17 protein-coding genes are annotated in these 14,409 nt (G+C 63.6%); 5 read left to right on the forward strand and 12 right to left on the reverse strand.

Annotated elements, in window-relative coordinates; translation table 11 throughout:
* Nucleotides 1–4: 4 nt before the first annotated feature.
* Nucleotides 5–742: a methyltransferase domain-containing protein gene (locus tag ACGHJ7_RS10595; RefSeq protein ID WP_390477217.1), complete on the forward strand. Its 738-nt coding sequence runs from the start codon at nucleotides 5–7 to the stop codon at nucleotides 740–742.
* Here ACGHJ7_RS10595 and ACGHJ7_RS10600 read toward each other — a convergent pair.
* Together ACGHJ7_RS10600 and ACGHJ7_RS10605 are read right to left on the reverse strand one after the other, a co-directional pair.
* Nucleotides 708–1,343 carry a glutathione S-transferase family protein gene (locus ACGHJ7_RS10600; RefSeq protein ID WP_390477220.1) on the reverse strand — a complete coding sequence of 212 codons (636 nt, stop codon included), beginning with the start codon at nucleotides 1,341–1,343 and terminating at the stop codon, nucleotides 708–710. The genes ACGHJ7_RS10595 and ACGHJ7_RS10600 overlap by 35 nt on opposite strands.
* On the reverse strand, nucleotides 1,340–2,305 hold the full coding sequence (locus ACGHJ7_RS10605; protein ID WP_390477223.1) for a DUF808 domain-containing protein: 966 nt from the start codon (nucleotides 2,303–2,305) through the stop codon (nucleotides 1,340–1,342). The genes ACGHJ7_RS10600 and ACGHJ7_RS10605 overlap by 4 nt, the downstream gene beginning before the upstream one ends.
* A 237-nt stretch (nucleotides 2,306–2,542) precedes the next feature.
* Between ACGHJ7_RS10605 and rpsF the strand changes: the two genes are divergently transcribed.
* From rpsF to ACGHJ7_RS10625, 4 genes are all read left to right on the forward strand, one after another.
* Nucleotides 2,543–2,908, forward strand: coding sequence for a 30S ribosomal protein S6 (rpsF, locus tag ACGHJ7_RS10610; RefSeq protein ID WP_390477226.1), 366 nt, complete (start codon nucleotides 2,543–2,545; stop codon nucleotides 2,906–2,908).
* Nucleotides 2,908–3,132, forward strand: coding sequence for a 30S ribosomal protein S18 (gene rpsR / locus ACGHJ7_RS10615; RefSeq protein ID WP_390477229.1), 225 nt, complete (start codon nucleotides 2,908–2,910; stop codon nucleotides 3,130–3,132). The genes rpsF and rpsR overlap by 1 nt, the downstream gene beginning before the upstream one ends.
* Before the next feature lie 12 nt (nucleotides 3,133–3,144).
* Nucleotides 3,145–3,813: a 50S ribosomal protein L9 gene (gene rplI, locus ACGHJ7_RS10620; RefSeq protein ID WP_390477232.1), complete on the forward strand. Its 669-nt coding sequence runs from the start codon at nucleotides 3,145–3,147 to the stop codon at nucleotides 3,811–3,813.
* A 102-nt stretch (nucleotides 3,814–3,915) separates the two neighbouring features.
* Nucleotides 3,916–5,355: an AMP nucleosidase gene (locus tag ACGHJ7_RS10625; protein WP_390477234.1), complete on the forward strand. Its 1,440-nt coding sequence runs from the start codon at nucleotides 3,916–3,918 to the stop codon at nucleotides 5,353–5,355.
* A 565-nt stretch (nucleotides 5,356–5,920) separates the two neighbouring features.
* On the opposite strand, the gene rimK is transcribed toward ACGHJ7_RS10625, so the two are convergent.
* The 10 genes from rimK to ACGHJ7_RS10675 form a co-directional block, all read right to left on the reverse strand.
* Nucleotides 5,921–6,826, reverse strand: coding sequence for a 30S ribosomal protein S6--L-glutamate ligase (gene rimK / locus ACGHJ7_RS10630; protein ID WP_390477236.1), 906 nt, complete (start codon nucleotides 6,824–6,826; stop codon nucleotides 5,921–5,923).
* A 22-nt stretch (nucleotides 6,827–6,848) separates the two neighbouring features.
* Entirely contained in the window at nucleotides 6,849–7,286 is a 438-nt protein-coding gene (locus ACGHJ7_RS10635) for an ATP-dependent zinc protease (protein ID WP_390477453.1), read from the reverse strand.
* A gap of 8 nt (nucleotides 7,287–7,294) precedes the next feature.
* Nucleotides 7,295–8,350, reverse strand: a complete 1,056-nt coding sequence (locus tag ACGHJ7_RS10640) for a YncE family protein (RefSeq protein WP_390477239.1) — start codon at nucleotides 8,348–8,350, stop codon at nucleotides 7,295–7,297.
* On the reverse strand, nucleotides 8,344–10,203 hold the full coding sequence (locus ACGHJ7_RS10645; RefSeq protein ID WP_390477242.1) for a M2 family metallopeptidase: 1,860 nt from the start codon (nucleotides 10,201–10,203) through the stop codon (nucleotides 8,344–8,346). The genes ACGHJ7_RS10640 and ACGHJ7_RS10645 overlap by 7 nt, the downstream gene beginning before the upstream one ends.
* Before the next feature lie 69 nt (nucleotides 10,204–10,272).
* Entirely contained in the window at nucleotides 10,273–10,794 is a 522-nt protein-coding gene (locus ACGHJ7_RS10650) for a hypothetical protein (RefSeq protein ID WP_390477245.1), read from the reverse strand.
* Complete coding sequence (locus tag ACGHJ7_RS10655) at nucleotides 10,791–11,582, reverse strand: alpha/beta fold hydrolase (RefSeq protein WP_390477248.1); 792 nt, start codon at nucleotides 11,580–11,582, stop codon at nucleotides 10,791–10,793. The genes ACGHJ7_RS10650 and ACGHJ7_RS10655 overlap by 4 nt, the downstream gene beginning before the upstream one ends.
* A complete protein-coding gene (locus tag ACGHJ7_RS10660) occupies nucleotides 11,579–12,028 on the reverse strand; it encodes a GFA family protein (RefSeq protein ID WP_390477251.1) in 450 nt (149 codons plus the stop codon). Before ACGHJ7_RS10660 ends, ACGHJ7_RS10655 begins: the two co-directional genes overlap by 4 nt.
* Nucleotides 12,025–12,684, reverse strand: a complete 660-nt coding sequence (locus tag ACGHJ7_RS10665; protein WP_390477254.1) for a 2-hydroxychromene-2-carboxylate isomerase — start codon at nucleotides 12,682–12,684, stop codon at nucleotides 12,025–12,027. The genes ACGHJ7_RS10660 and ACGHJ7_RS10665 overlap by 4 nt, the downstream gene beginning before the upstream one ends.
* 23 nt (nucleotides 12,685–12,707) lie before the next feature.
* Nucleotides 12,708–13,253, reverse strand: coding sequence for an aspartate-semialdehyde dehydrogenase (locus ACGHJ7_RS10670; protein ID WP_390477257.1), 546 nt, complete (start codon nucleotides 13,251–13,253; stop codon nucleotides 12,708–12,710).
* A gap of 7 nt (nucleotides 13,254–13,260) precedes the next feature.
* Complete coding sequence (locus tag ACGHJ7_RS10675) at nucleotides 13,261–14,286, reverse strand: aspartate-semialdehyde dehydrogenase (RefSeq protein ID WP_390477259.1); 1,026 nt, start codon at nucleotides 14,284–14,286, stop codon at nucleotides 13,261–13,263.
* Nucleotides 14,287–14,409: the final 123 nt, after the last annotated feature.

Genomic DNA, 14,409 nt, shown 5'->3' on the forward strand with positions numbered 1-14,409 from the left:
CGCCATGCTAGCCCGCAGGAAGCTTCCCAAAACAGATGCGGTCATCAGGATCGATGCCATCATCGAGGCATGCCGCGACAAGCGCGTGCTGAATATCGGAATGGGCGGATGGGTCGACGATGCGAACAAGGGAGACCTTGTTCTCACGCAGGATGCCTTGAAGGATGGCGTGCATTACCGGCTGTCGCAGGTTGCAACGGAATTGACGGGGACCGACATCCTGCAGGACAGTTGCGACAAGATGGCCAGGCTCGTTCCCGGCGAATATGTGCAGGCCGACCTGACAAGCGCCGATTTCCCGAAGCGGTTCGTCGCCCGGTTCGACGTGGTTGTCTTTGCCGAGGTGCTCGAACATCTCGACGATTTCCGCACCGCACTCGCCAATATTCGCCGCGTTTTGGACCCCGGCGGACAGATGATCCTGACCACCGCCAATGCCTATTCCGCCGACCGCATCGCGAAAATGCTGCTGAATTACGAGGCTGTGCATGAGGAACACACAGCCTATTTCAGCTATCTTACCATATTGCGCCTTCTCGAAATGAACGGTTGGGCGATGGAACGCTTCGATTTTCACATCGAGCAGCCAGCGCGCAACTGCAAGCGCTCGCGCCATTGGCTGTTCCATGCCATGCGCGCCCTCACCCGCGTCATGCCGCAATTCGGCGAGGGTATTTTCGTGATCGCCCGCCCGGCAAAGCCGGTGCCTAAAGACCTTCCGACCCTTCCGCCTCGCGCTTGACCGCCCGCTTGTACCCGTCGCGCTGCGTCAGCCTGTCGCGGTAGTCCTTGAGGCTTTGCGGCACGCCCTCGTCCAGTCCGACGCTTTTCGCCAGCACCAGCGCGTAGCCGACACAGATGTCCGCCACGGTGAAGCGGTCGGCGCACAGATAGTCGCGCCCCGCCAGCCGCTGCTCCACCTTGACCAGCCGCTTGTGGAACCAGCGGGCATAGGCAAGGCCTGCCTCCTCCAGCCCGCGATCCTTCTCGAACAGGGCGAAGCGCATGAAGACGGTCTGGGGAAAGGTTATCGTCGCATCGGCATGGTAGGTGAAATCGAGGAAGGCGGCGTAATCGGCCTGCCCGCGTGCCACCAGCAGGTTCCCCTTTCCGCCCAGCCCGGCGAGATAGACCGCGATGGCGCAGCTTTCGGTCATCTGCGCGCCGTCATGCTCCAGCAGCGGGATCGTGCCGAGCGGGTTCAGTTCCAGAAACTCCGGGGCCTTCTTTCGCGGAGGGAACGGCAGCATCCTCAGGTCGATATCCGTCCCCGCCTCCTCCGCCGCCCATGTGGCGCGCAGCCCCCTCGAGCCGCGGCAGGTGTGGAGGACGGGCGTGGTCAATGCACCGCCCCTTCGGCGCCCGGCTTGTGCCCGAGGCCGAAAACCTTGTGCAGCAGCACGACCAGCAGCCAGCCGGCCACCAGTGCGACCACGGCCGACGCCGCGGCATAGGTCAGCCAGCCGAAGAAGCCGCCTGCCGGACCGAACCCGTCGGCGACTGCCGCCTCCAGCCCGTGCGCAGCGTCGTAAAGGCCATGGAAGCCGAGTTCATGCGTGCCATGCAGCAGGATGCCGCCGCCGACCCACAGCATCGCCACCGTCCCGATCACGGACAGGGCAGTAAGCAGTTTAGGCATGGCCGCGACCAGTCCGCGCCCAAAAGCCTGTGCCGCCTCGCTCGGCCGCTTGGTCAGCGACAGGCCGAAATCGTCCATCTTCACGATCAGCGCCACCGCGCCGTAGACCGCGATAGTGACCGCGATGGCCACCAGCGCCAGGGCAATGCCGCGCTGCCACCATACGGCCAGGTCGGACAGTTCGTTGAGCGTGATGGCCATGATCTCGGCCGACAGGATCAGGTCCGTTCGGATCGCGCCCGAAATGCGCTCCTGCTCGAACTTGGCCGGATCCTCGATCACGTCTTCCACGGTCTTGCCGTGTTTCGAGCCGCCCAGCTTCTCCAGCACCTTTTCCGCGCCTTCGTAAGACAGGAACAGACCGCCTGCCATCAGCAGGAAGATGATGGCCGCAGGCAGGAACTCGCTCAGCACGATTGCGCCGGGCAGCAGGAACAGCAGCTTGTTCTTGAAGCTGCCCTTGGCGATGGCCCAGATGATCGGCAATTCGCGCGCCGGCGACAGGCCGGTGACGTAGCTGGGCGTCACGGCGGCATCGTCGATGACCACGCCGGCCGTCTTCGAACCGGCCCTGCCGGCGGCCGCGGCGATGTCATCGACCGACGCGGCAGCGGTCCGGGCGATGATGCTCACATCGTCAAGCAGTGCGGCAAGGCCTGAAGGCATCGAAATTTCCCCTTTGCATGATGTCTTTGCATGCCCAATGCACGAGCGGCGCGATTGTGGCCAGCGCCGGAAGGCTCCTCCTCCCCCGTACACGCCGATGCTATCGGTGCTTGCTTTTCGCCCACACCCCGCTATGTGCGCCGCTTCCCTGCAATGCGGGGAAACGAAGAAAGCCGGAGGGGCCCCGTCATCCGGACGGACAAGCCAGCGATCGGCATCAACTGAAAGGACATGCACATGGCTCATTACGAGCACGTGTTCCTTGCGCGTCAGGACCTCTCCCAGAGCCAGGTCGATTCGCTGGCAGCGCAGGCCACCGACATTATCGAGAAGAACGACGGCAAGGTCACCAAGACCGAGACGTGGGGCCTGAAATCCCTCGCCTACAAGATCGATCGTAACCGCAAGGCGCATTTCGTGCTGCTCAACATCGAAGGCCCGGGTTCGGTCGTCGAAGAGCTTGAGCGCCAGACGCGCATCAACGAAGACGTTATCCGCTACATGACCATCCGCGTCGACGAGCCGGAAGAAGGCCCCAGCGTGATGATGCGCAAGAACGAGCGCGACAACAAGAAGCGCCGCGACCGTGAGGAGCGTAACTGATGGCCCGTCCGTTTTTCCGCCGCCGCAAGTCCTGCCCGTTCTCGGGCGAAGACGCGCCGAAGATCGATTACAAGGACGTCCGTCTGCTGCAGGGCTTCATGTCCGAACGCGGCAAGATCGTTCCTTCCCGTATCACCGCAGTTTCGGCCAAGAAGCAGCGCGAACTCGCCAAGGCGATCAAGCGTTCGCGTCACATCGGCCTTCTGCCCTACATCGTGAAGTAGAGGAGTAGGCACATGGATATCATTCTCCTCCAGAGGATCGGCAATCTCGGCTCGATCGGTGACGTCGTCACCGTGAAGGACGGCTATGCCCGCAACTACCTCCTTCCGCAGAAGAAGGCCCTGCGCGCCAACGAAGCCAACAAGAAGGTCTTCGAAGCGAACCGCGAGCGTCTCGAGAAAGAGAACGCAGAGCGCCGCACCGAAGCCGAAAAGGCTGGCGAGAAGGTTGCAGGGGCCGAAGTCGTGCTGCTGCGCGCCTCGTCCAATGCCGGCCAGCTCTACGGCTCCGTCAATGTCCGCGACATCGTTGCCGGCCTGACAGAACAGGGTCACGACGTCGACAAGAAGCAGGTCATCCTGGGCAGCCCGATCAAGATGATCGGCATGCACGACGTGACCGTCGCCCTGCACCCCGAAGTCCACGTCACGGTGAAGGCGAACGTCGCCCGTTCCGAGGACGAGGCGAAGCTGCAGAGCGAAGGCGTCGACGTTCTCGCCCAGCTGTTCGAGGACGAGCAGCGCGAAATCGAGGAAGCCGCCGCTTCGCAGCAGCGTGACCCCACGCTGGAGCCCGGCGAAATCCCGGCCGACATGCTGGAAGACGGTGTCAGCACCGAAGAAGGCACGAGCGAGACCGAAGCCCTGGTCGAAGAGACCAAGCCGGAAACGGACGAAGGCTGAACGCGGACCGTTCGCTGAACGCACGAAAAGGGGGCGCGGTGTCGATGGCACCGCGCCCCTTTTCGTTGCGCGGCAACATTTCTGCGCTAAGGCGCTGCCCATATGACTGACATCGAAAAGACCATCGAAGACCTCGTGCGGATCTATGACGAGGCGACCGGCCGCCTGCGCAGCGACATCATGCAATTCGCGGACGACGGCTCCCTGCCCTCTCGCGAGCGGCGCAGCGACGGGTCGTATGCCTATCCCGAACTGGTCCTGACCTATGACGGCAGCGAGGCACGGTCAGACCGCAGCCGCGCCTATGGCCGGTTCGCCCATGCCGGCACCTACACCACCACGGTGACGAAGCCCGAACTGTTCGCCAGCTATCTGCGCGAGCAATTGTCGCTGATCGCGGAGGATTACGACATTTCGCTGAAGGCGCGTCCCTCGCGGCAGGAGATCCCCTTCCCCTACGTGCTGGACGGTGCGGCGGGCGCGGAACTGGCAGGCATCTCGCCGCAGGTCCTGGCGCGGCATTTCCCGCATACGGACCTTGCCGATATCGGTGACGAACTGGCCGACGGGATCGAGCTGGACGAGCCGGACCAGGCGATTCCGCTCTCGCTGTTCGACGGCCTGCGCACCGATTTCAGCCTTGCGCGGCTGGCACATTACACCGGCACCCAGGTGGGCGATTTCCAGCGCTACGTCCTGTTCACCAACTATCACCGCTATGTCGACGAATTCGTCGACTGGGCTGGCGAGCAGCTGGGATCGAACGGCTTCACGAAGCTGGCGGGCGCCGGCGGGCTGGAACTGACGGAGCGCACCGCGAATGCGCGCGCGCAGCTCTCCGACACGGCGTGGCGGCGGCACCAGATGCCCGCCTACCACCTTGTCGGGCCGGAACATGGCGGCATCACGCTGGTCAATATCGGCGTCGGGCCGAGCAATGCGAAGACGATCTGCGACCACCTCGCCGTGCTGCGACCCGAGGCATGGCTGATGATCGGCCATTGCGGCGGGCTTCGCGGCAGCCAGCGGATCGGCGATTACGTGCTCGCCCACGCATACCTGCGCGACGACCACGTGCTCGACCCGGTCCTGCCGCCGGAAATCCCCCTCCCCGCCATTGCCGAGGTCCAGCAGGCGCTGGTCGCAGCGGCCAGCGCTGTATCGGGCGAAGGCGAGGCGAATTTGAAGCAGCGCATGCGCACCGGCACGGTGGTGACGACCGACGATCGCAACTGGGAACTGCGCTATTCCGACAGCGCGCGGCGCCTCTCGCTCAGCCGCGCGGTCGGCATCGACATGGAAAGCGCCACCATCGCAGCGCAAGGCTACCGCTTCCGAGTCCCCTACGGCACGCTCCTGTGCGTCAGCGACAAGCCCCTCCACGGCGAAATCAAGCTGCCGGGCCAGGCGAACACCTTCTACGAACAGGCCATCGCCGCGCATTTGCAGATCGGCGTGACGGCCTGCGGACTGCTGAAGGAAGAGGGGCAGCGGCTGCACTCGCGCAAACTGCGCGCGTTCAACGAGCCGCCGTTTAGGTAGAACCCCTCATTTTTCGAATAGCTCGCATCAACTTGTTGTTCGACTTTGATCGTTCGTCAATGTTTGAAGACGGGTCATCGCAGTCGGGCAGGTAAACCCAATTAAGTTTGTCGAAATCCAAAGGCTTCTCTGGCTTATCCGAATTGTCCGGCTTCCAACCGTACTTACTCCAGCAGTGCCACTTAAGAAATGGAAGAGCAGGCCCACCACTATCGGTGAGCCGAGTGAGAGGCTTTGGAACGAATGCAAGATTTGCCAATGCCGTGAAGGATGCGATACTTTTCACGTCATCCCAGACATGGGCTACCTGCCAGCCTGATGCGACCGTTTGGCGTTTATACCCATGTGCCCACAATAAAGCCCATCGTGGACTGACGTTATCATCACCCACGAAAGTTCTACATTCGCTTAGCGTGTATCGATAATTTGAGACTCGCCTGGTCGGAAATACTGCCTTCGGTATGCGGGCTATTACGTCAGGGTGCGGCAGCAGGGAATAACGAGCTACAACGTCAGCGAGCTGAAACTGGTCTTTCGAAGAAAGAAGGGGGCTTTGCTCAATCAACTACCCCTTCCCCTTAGTCTTCGTCTTCCCGTCTTTCGCGTTCTTGGCGATGTAGTCGATGACCATGCCCGCCACGTCCTTGCCGGTGGCGTTCTCGATGCCCTCCAGACCCGGTGACGAGTTCACCTCCATGATCACCGGGCCGTGGTTGCTGCGCAGCATGTCGACGCCGCACACATTGAGGCCCATGTGTTTGGCCGCGCGCACGGCGGTGGAGCGTTCTTCCGGCGTGATCTTGATGACTTCGGCGCTGCCGCCGCGGTGGAGGTTGCTGCGAAAATCGTCGGCCGCGCCGGTGCGCTTCATCGCCGCGACCACTTTGCCGCCAACCACCAGCGCGCGGATGTCCGTCCCGCCCGCTTCCTTGATGAACTCCTGCACCAAAATGTTGACGTTGGCCCCGCGGAACGCCTCAATCACCGACTTGGCCGAAGACATGGTTTCCGCCAGGACTACGCCGATGCCCTGCGTGCCTTCCAGCAGCTTGATCACGACCGGCGGCCCCTTGACCGCGCGGATGATCTCCTCCGCCTGCTTCGGATCGTTGGCATAGGCGGTCAGCGGCAGGCCCAGCCCGTACTTCGCCAGGATCTGCATCGAACGAAGCTTGTCCCGGCTGCGGCCGATGGCGACGCTTTCGTTCAATGGCCAGCAGCCGCGCATCTCGAACTGGCGCAAGATGGCAAGGCCGTAATTGGTGATGCTGGCCCCGATGCGCGGGATGATCGCGTCATAGCCCACGCACGGCTCGCCATTGTAGAACACCTCCGGCTTGTGGCTGGCGATGTGCACGGTGCAGCGCGTGGTGTTGAGGATGTCGAGCGTATGGCCGCGCTGCTCCGCCGCCTCCACCAGCCGCTTGTGCGAATAGAGGTTCGGGTTGCGTGCCAGCATTGCGATTTTCATGGGATGACTTTCCTGGTGGCGCTCATGGTTTGTGGCCCTGCTGGACTTCGCGTTCCGGGGTCTGCAGCCATGAATGCCCGGAATCGACGAGGAACCGGCGGCGCAGGGACGACCGGCCGATCAGCATCGGAAATTTCATGTCGGACCGGTCGGCAAGGCTGATCTCCGCCCGGAACTCGGTATCGCCGATTTTCAGCGGCGTCTTGATGACATAGCGGCGCTGCGTTTCGCCGTTGGAACTGGTGATGCCTCTGATATCGACGTGGATCGCCTCGCAGACCTGCCGCACGCCGCCCAGATCGACGGCGAAGCGGACGAATTGCTCCCCGTCGCGTTCGAACTTCTCGATCACCTCGCCGTGGAGCGAGGATGTGCGCGCGCCGCTGTCGATCTTGGCGGGAATGCCGCGCAAGCCCAAATCGGGCAGGTGGACCAGCTCTCGCCAGCCCACGGTTTCCATGGCTTTTTTCACTGTCCCCCGTCCTCTTTCGTCCGGCCCGTCGCAGCAGCGGGATGCGGCGTGATCGCCATCCCGTCGCCGCCTTCGCCCACCGCGATGCGGCGCAGGACCTCGCCTGTGCGGTAATCCACTTCGGCCACCGTGTCCGTGCCGGTCTCGGCAACATAGACACGCTCCCCGTCCGGGGACCACAGTATGGTGACCTGCTGCCGGCGTTCCGCATTGGCGCGGTCGTCCACCGCGATCGTGCGCACCGCCTCGCCCCTTGCCAGGTCGATGACCGTCAGGCTGGTATCGGCAAGGTCGGAGGTGACCGCGACATCGCCCTGCGGCCGGATCGCCAGCCGCAGGGGAAACGCGCCGACGCCGACTTCGCGCCGGATCTCCAGTGTCATCGGATCGAGCGCGAACGCCTTGTCGCTGCCCCGCGCGCTGACCCACAGCGTCTTGCCATCGGGCGTCAGGGCGATGCCTTCGGGTTCGATACCGACCTCGACCGAGCGCGGGGCGCGGCGGGTCTTGAGGTCGACCAGAGTGACCGTCTTCGAGCCGAGATCGGTCGTCCAGGCGTGATTACCGCTTGGCGAGACGGCCAGCATGTGGCTGCCTTCCTTCTGGGTAGCGTATTCGAATGTCTCCGCCTTGCCGAGCGGATCGCGAATCCAGAACACCGACTTGCGGCCCTCTGCCGTGGCGTAGATGTCGCCATTGGCGTGCCAGACGATCCCGTGCGGGCGCGCATTTGCGCCAAGGTCGATGCTCTTCACCCGGCGCGCGAGATTGTCCGACCGGAACACAGCGATCCGGGTGCCCCCGTAACACGCAAGCGCGACATTCTGTCCGTCGGGCGAGACAGCAAGTTCATGCGGATTGTCACACGCCGGAACGCTGCGCAGCTCCTTGCCGCTGGCAAGGTCGATCTGCGACAGCGTGTTTCCGAACTTGTTCGCCACGAACAGCGTGCCGGCAACGCCGCCCGTCGCAGCCTGCGTCGCTACTGTGTCGGCATAGGGCGCGCACGCGGCGAGCCCCAATGCCGCCAGCGGGACAAACGCTCTCACCATCCGGAAACCTTGCCCTCGTTCTGCTCGTCCAGCCACGCCTTCAGCGGGGCGAAATACTCGGCCATCGCCTTGCCGCTCATCTCGCGGCTGCCGGTGAAGGCTTCCAGCGCGTCGGGCCACGGCTTCGATGCGCCCATTTCGAGCATGGCGTTCAGGTTCCGGCCCACTTCCTCGTTGCCGTAGAAGCTGCAGCGGTGCAGCGGCCCTTCCCATCCGGCCTGGTCGCAGGCCGCCTTGTAGAACTGGAACTGGAGGATGCGGGCGAGGAAGTAGCGGGTGTAGGGCGTGTTGCCCGGAATGTGGTATTTCGCGCCCGGGTCGAAGGCATCGGCAGGCCGCTCGACCGGCGGGGTGATGCCCTGGTATTCCAGCTTCAGGTCGTGCCACGCCTGGTTGTAGTTTTCCGGAGTGATGGAGCCGTCGAAGACGCCCCAGCGCCACTTGTCGACCAGCAGGCCGAACGGAAGGAAGGCGATCTTGTCCATCGCCTGGCGCAGCAGCAGGCCGATATCCTTGTCCGCGCCCGGCACGTCCTCGCGGTCCAGCATGTCGATCTGGACGAGATATTCCGGCGTGATGCTGAGCGCGATCATGTCGCCGATCGCCTCGTGGAACCCGTCATTCGCGCCGTTCAGATGCAGGTAGTCCTGGCTGTTGTAAGCGCGCTGGTAGTAATTGTGTCCCAGTTCGTGGTGGATGGTGATGAAGTCGTCGGCATTGCGCTTGATGCACATCTTGATCCGCACGTCGTCGACATTGTCGATGTTCCACGCGCTGGCATGGCACACGACCTCGCGATCCTCGGGCTTGGTGAACTGGCTGCGGGTGTAGAACGTCTCGGGCAGCGGTTCGAAGCCGAGCGAGCTGAAGAAATCCTCGCCCACGCGAACCATGTCGATTTCGGACAGGCCCTTCGCCTCGATCAGCTCGGTCAGGTCGTAGCCGATGTCGCCCGCCCCCTCGGGCGCGACGAGGGGGTAGATATTGCCCCATTCCTGCGCCCACATATTACCCAGCAGGTCGGCGCGGATCGGGCCGGTTGCAGGCTGGATGGCGTCGCCGTGCTTCTCGTTCAGCTTCGCGCGGACATAGGTATGGAGCGACTGGTAGAGCGGGGCGACTTCCTGCCACATCCGTTCCAGCTCGGCGGAGAATTCCTCCGGCGGCATGTCGTAGCCGGAACGCCACATCGCGCCAACATCGGAAAAGCCCAATTCCGCAGCGCCTTCATTGGCGATTTCGACCATGCGGGCATAATCGTCCTTCATCGGCGCGCCGACCTGCGTGTGCCAGCTGGCCCACATCTCTGCCAGTTCTTCCGGGCTGCGCTCCAGATTGCCCATCTGCGCCTCGATGTCGGAGCCGTTGATTTCCTCGCCGTTCAGCGTGCCCTTCCCCTTGCCGTACTGGCTGTTCAGGCGGGTCGCGATCTCGTTCAGCTCGACCGCTGCGCCGTCGGCCGTGGGGGCCGGCAGGACGATGCCGTTCCTGAGCATGTCGAGCTTGCGCGAAACCTCTGCGTCCAGGCCGGGCACCTGCGCGTATTTCGCCGCTTCCAGCGCGTAGCGCACGCTCATTTCCGTGCCTTCCGCGCCCACGGCGGCGGCCAGCGCATCGGTATCCTCATTCAGATAGGTCGCGTTGACCCAGTAGATGCGGCCCGCGCGCACGGTGAAATCGAAGCCTTCCTTCTCCACCATGTCGACCCAGTCCGACGCGCCCTGCGGCGTCATCGGGAACTGCGCCGCCATCGCGTTTGCCGGCTCCACATGATCGTCAGCCAGGGCAGGCGCGGCGAGGCATACGGCCAGCGACAGGAGCGGCGCGCGAAGCGCATTGGGGGACAGTTTCATGACAGGCGATCCTCTGAGGTTGTGATCCGGTTTCCGTTGTTACCGGAATGAACCTCGACGCCCGCATAATCAAGCAGTTCGGCGCTCCAGCACGAGGCCGATAATGGGCAGGAGGAGGCAGGCGAGGAAGCTGCCGACCTTGGGCCAGTACATGGCAGCCGCGATAGCCGCCTGCCGGTCGTCGCCCGCGCCTGCCATCAGCTGATCCAGTTGCAGCCACGTCTCCGTGAAATCGGTCGCGCCGAAGACCAGCGCGGCAAAGACCAGCACAGCGCCCAGCGTCCGCAGGCTGCCCGCACCGCCCGTCAGGAAATAGAAGCCGCCCAGCAGGCTGCCGAGCGTGTAGATCGCGATGAAGGCTAGATCGCTGACCATGGCGGTGAAGGCAGTGCGATAGACATCCGCCGCGCTCCACGCGCGGTGGATCTCGTCCACCCGCTCGGCGCTGCCCGCCCGCTGGTGGGCCATGATGCCGTCCGGGACCCCTTCCACGGCCAGAGGCTGGTGTAGCCAGATCGCCACGCCGAAGGCCAGCAAGCCGCCCAGCCACACGATCAGGAACCGCCGCCGAGAGAGGAACGGGCCCGTCACGCGGTTTGCGCCAGCCATTCGGCGATCGCGCGGCCAAGCTCCGGCTTCGTCACGCTGGACATATGGGTGCCGGGAACCTCGGCATAGGTCGCATCGGGCAGCAGGTCCGCCAGCTCCTGCGCCGATCCGTTGTCGCGGTCCTCGTCCCCGCATACGACAAGCGTGGGCATGGCGACGCGCTGCAGGTCGGCCAGGTCCATGTCCGGCAGGGTCTGGAGCAGCAGGCGCGCCGCAACCCGGTCCACGCCCTGCGATTTGAGGAACTGCATCGAGAAATAGGCAGGATCGCCGCGCGGGATACTCTCGAATTCGTCGATCACGCGCAGGAAATGCGCGCTGCGTTTCGACCATTCGCCCAGCCCCGCCGTGCCCATCCCGCCGACCACCAGCCGCTGTGGACTAAGTATTCCCTGCGCCACCGCATGGAGCGACGTGCGCGCACCCAGCGAGAAGCCGCCCAGCACGTAATCACCCAGCGCCAGATGATCGACCAGCGCCAGATGATCGACCAGCGCCAGATGATCGACCAGCGCCGCCACATCGCGCACCAGCACGTTCTCGGGATATTTCTCGGGATCGTGCGGCGCCTCGCTGTCCCCGTGCACCCGGAAATCGAGCATCAGAACCTCGTACCCCGCCGCCGCGATGGCCTCTGCATGACCCCACTTGATCCAGTTCATCTGCGCGCTGGAGAACAGACCGTGGAGCAGGATGAACGGCGTGCCGGAGCCGACACGGTGCAGCGCGAGGTTCGTACCGTCGAAGGAAGCGAAGTGTTCCGTTTTCATGGTGTTTCTGTGAACTCCAGCCATTCCTGGGGGGAGCGAGGCTGCTCGTCCATCGTCTTGGCACCATCCGGCAGGCCGACCCACGGCTGTTTGCTACTGACCCAGATATGGTGGCGGATATCGAGGCTGGCGCTGCGATCCAGCGTCCCGCAGCGCAGGCTCGCCATCGCCTCGCGGCTGGCATTCACCGCGTAGATCCGCGCCTTGCATTTCGCACAGCCGAAAATGTTCGAATGTCCGCCGCTGGGCATATCGTATTCGCCCGTGTCCAGTTCGCCGCTAATCTCCAGATCGGCCAGCGTGAACAGCATATGTTCGCTGAAAGCGGAGCCGGTGCGGCTCTGACAATTGCTGCAATGGCAGGCATAGGGGTTCAGGCGGAACCCCTCACGCAGGGTATAACGAACCGCGCCGCACAGGCATCCGCCGCTAAGCTCGCCCTTCATTGCTGACCCTTTCTGGAGGCCAGTCCAGCCTGCTCCATGCGCCACTTGACCATTTGTATGCGGTCCTGCCCGAAGAAGGGCTCGCCGTCGAACACCAGCGTGGGAACGCCCCAGTGGCCTGCGGCTTCCAGCGCTTCCTGATTGGCGGCGATTTCGGCGTCTAGTGCGTCTGCGTCCTTTTTGATTTCGTCGTCTAGTTCGAGGAAATCGAGACCTGCCTCCTCGCAGGCCGCGTACATTGGCTTCTCGTGATGCCAATTCTCTTCGCCGCCCCAAATGCGTTGACCCATCTCGTGAGCGAACGCGACGCCCTTGCCGCGCCGCGCGGCAGCCTGGCCTATCCTTGTGACGTAGCGAATATACGGCTGATCCTCGGCAATACGCCGCGTTTCCATGTCCTGGATGATCGGGTCGGGACGCGGCGGGCCGAAGGGGATGCCGTGAAACTGCGCCACCCGCATCATGTCTCGCATGGTGTAGCCGAGCCAGTTGGGGTGGTTGCGCTCGAAAAAATCGGGCTCGCGGATCGCCAGCGGCCAGACGGGACGAAGCGCGATGGCAAGGTCGTATTCCTCGGCCATGGCTCGATACCGCCCGACCGACAGGTAGCTGTAGGGCGAGCGGAAACTGAAATAGAGGTCGGCGGTCAGCGTCATACAGGCCCTTCCCTAGCCGCCCATCACCGGAAGAAACAGTTCCGCCCTGCATAGAGGCCCGATACCTCGTCTGCGTCGAGGAAGCCGCCGATCGAGCCGCCGAGGGCGAATTCCTCGCCCAGCGTGCTGTCGCTGATGGGGGCGAAGCCTGTTTCGCCCTCGACGATGGTGCGCCGCGTACCGACGCTCACGCCGTCTGCCGTAGCGATGTCTGCGTCCGGATCCTGGAGATACCAGCCGACGAAACGGTCCTGCTGGAAATTCACCGTGAACCCCTCGCCGAACTGGCTGAAGGACATCGGCCCTGCACCGCATTCGCCATTTTCCGAACGGTCCACGACCTCGCCGATGACGCCTTGCAGCGCATTTTCAACGATCTCGCGCTCGACCGAGAAAGGCAGCGTTTCGCCGCCGATGACCAGCCCCTCGCCCGTCAGGATCACGGCCTGCGCCTGCACGGCTGCGCCTGCCCCGCCCGGTTGCTGTTCGTAGGGAGGCGGCGCCTCCGCGCTGCACGCTGCGAGCACCAGCGCGGCCGGCGCAAACGCTGCGAGACGGACGCGGCGCACGGCGCGCCTATCCCTTCTTCAGATGGCGGCGACCGAGGAGCTCTGCGATCTGGACCGCATTGAGCGCCGCGCCTTTCCGCAGGTTGTCGGATACGCACCACAGCGTCAGGCCGTTCTCGACCGTCGGGTCGTCGCGTACGCGGCTGATATAGGTCGCCCCGTCGCCTGCGGCCTCGACCGGGGTGACGTATCCCTCGTCCTCGCGCTTGTCGATCAGCATGATGCCCGGCGCCTCGCGCAGGATGTCCTGCGCATCGCTGGCCGAAAGCTCCTTCTCGAATTCGATGTTCACCGATTCGGAATGACCGACGAACACGGGCACGCGCACGCAGGTAGCGTTGAGCTTGATCTTGGGATCGAGGATCTTCTTCGTCTCGACCACCATCTTCCATTCTTCCTTGGTCGAGCCGTCATCCATGAAGACGTCGATATGCGGGATGACGTTGAAGGCGATCTGCTTCGTGAAGGCTTCGGGTTCGACCGGATCGCCCACGAAGATGGCGCGGCTTTGCTGGAACAGCTCGTCCATGCCGGCCTTCCCCGCACCGGATACCGACTGGTAGGTGCTGACGACAACGCGCTTGATCGTCGCCGCGTCGTGGAGCGGTTTGAGCGCAACCACCAGCTGCGCGGTCGAGCAGTTGGGGTTCGCGATGATGTTGCGCTTCTTGTAATCGTCGATCGCGTCGGGGTTCACCTCCGGCACGATCAACGGCACGTCCGGGTCCATCCGGTAAAGCGAGCTATTGTCGATCACCACGCAGCCTGCCGCTGCCGCCTTGGGCGCATATTCTTTCGCCGGGCCGCTGCCTGCGGCGAACAGGGCGATGTCCCAGCCCGCCCAGTCGAAGTGTTCGATATTGCGGCATTTGAGCATCTTGCCGCTGTCGCCATACTCCACTTCCGTGCCGTGGCTGCGGCTGGATGCGACGGCGGCCACCTCGTCGGCGGGAAATTCCCTCTCCGCAAGGATCTGCATCATCTCGCGGCCGACATTCCCGGTCGCTCCGACGACTGCTACGCGATAGCCCAAAGTATTTCTCCGATCGGTTGGCGCGAGGGGGCACGGCCCGCCATCGCAGTTGCGTGTTCGACGTAATGGCGGGACAAGAGCATTGTAACCCCTTTTCATGGGCCCGTCATATGAGTCCCCTCT

It is taken from the genome of Altererythrobacter sp. MTPC7, from assembly GCF_042851395.1.
In the GTDB taxonomy this organism is placed as follows: domain Bacteria; phylum Pseudomonadota; class Alphaproteobacteria; order Sphingomonadales; family Sphingomonadaceae; genus CAJXSN01.

Excerpts from the sequence above, each read along its gene's own strand:
- rpsF (WP_390477226.1), top strand. The coding sequence starts at position 2,543 with ATGGCTCATTACGAGCACGTGTTCCTTGCGCGTCAGGACCTCTCCCAG.
- ACGHJ7_RS10640 (WP_390477239.1), bottom strand. The coding sequence starts at position 8,350 with ATGGTGAGAGCGTTTGTCCCGCTGGCGGCATTGGGGCTCGCCGCGTGC.
- ACGHJ7_RS10655 (WP_390477248.1), bottom strand. The coding sequence starts at position 11,582 with ATGAAAACGGAACACTTCGCTTCCTTCGACGGTACGAACCTCGCGCTG.
- ACGHJ7_RS10635 (WP_390477453.1), bottom strand. The coding sequence starts at position 7,286 with ATGGAAACCGTGGGCTGGCGAGAGCTGGTCCACCTGCCCGATTTGGGC.
- ACGHJ7_RS10605 (WP_390477223.1), bottom strand. The coding sequence starts at position 2,305 with ATGCCTTCAGGCCTTGCCGCACTGCTTGACGATGTGAGCATCATCGCC.
- ACGHJ7_RS10645 (WP_390477242.1), bottom strand. The coding sequence starts at position 10,203 with ATGAAACTGTCCCCCAATGCGCTTCGCGCGCCGCTCCTGTCGCTGGCC.
- rimK (WP_390477236.1), bottom strand. The coding sequence starts at position 6,826 with ATGAAAATCGCAATGCTGGCACGCAACCCGAACCTCTATTCGCACAAG.
- ACGHJ7_RS10665 (WP_390477254.1), bottom strand. The coding sequence starts at position 12,684 with ATGACGCTGACCGCCGACCTCTATTTCAGTTTCCGCTCGCCCTACAGC.
- rplI (WP_390477232.1), top strand. The coding sequence starts at position 3,145 with ATGGATATCATTCTCCTCCAGAGGATCGGCAATCTCGGCTCGATCGGT.
- ACGHJ7_RS10660 (WP_390477251.1), bottom strand. The coding sequence starts at position 12,028 with ATGAAGGGCGAGCTTAGCGGCGGATGCCTGTGCGGCGCGGTTCGTTAT.
- rpsR (WP_390477229.1), top strand. The coding sequence starts at position 2,908 with ATGGCCCGTCCGTTTTTCCGCCGCCGCAAGTCCTGCCCGTTCTCGGGC.
- ACGHJ7_RS10595 (WP_390477217.1), top strand. The coding sequence starts at position 5 with ATGCTAGCCCGCAGGAAGCTTCCCAAAACAGATGCGGTCATCAGGATC.
- ACGHJ7_RS10625 (WP_390477234.1), top strand. The coding sequence starts at position 3,916 with ATGACTGACATCGAAAAGACCATCGAAGACCTCGTGCGGATCTATGAC.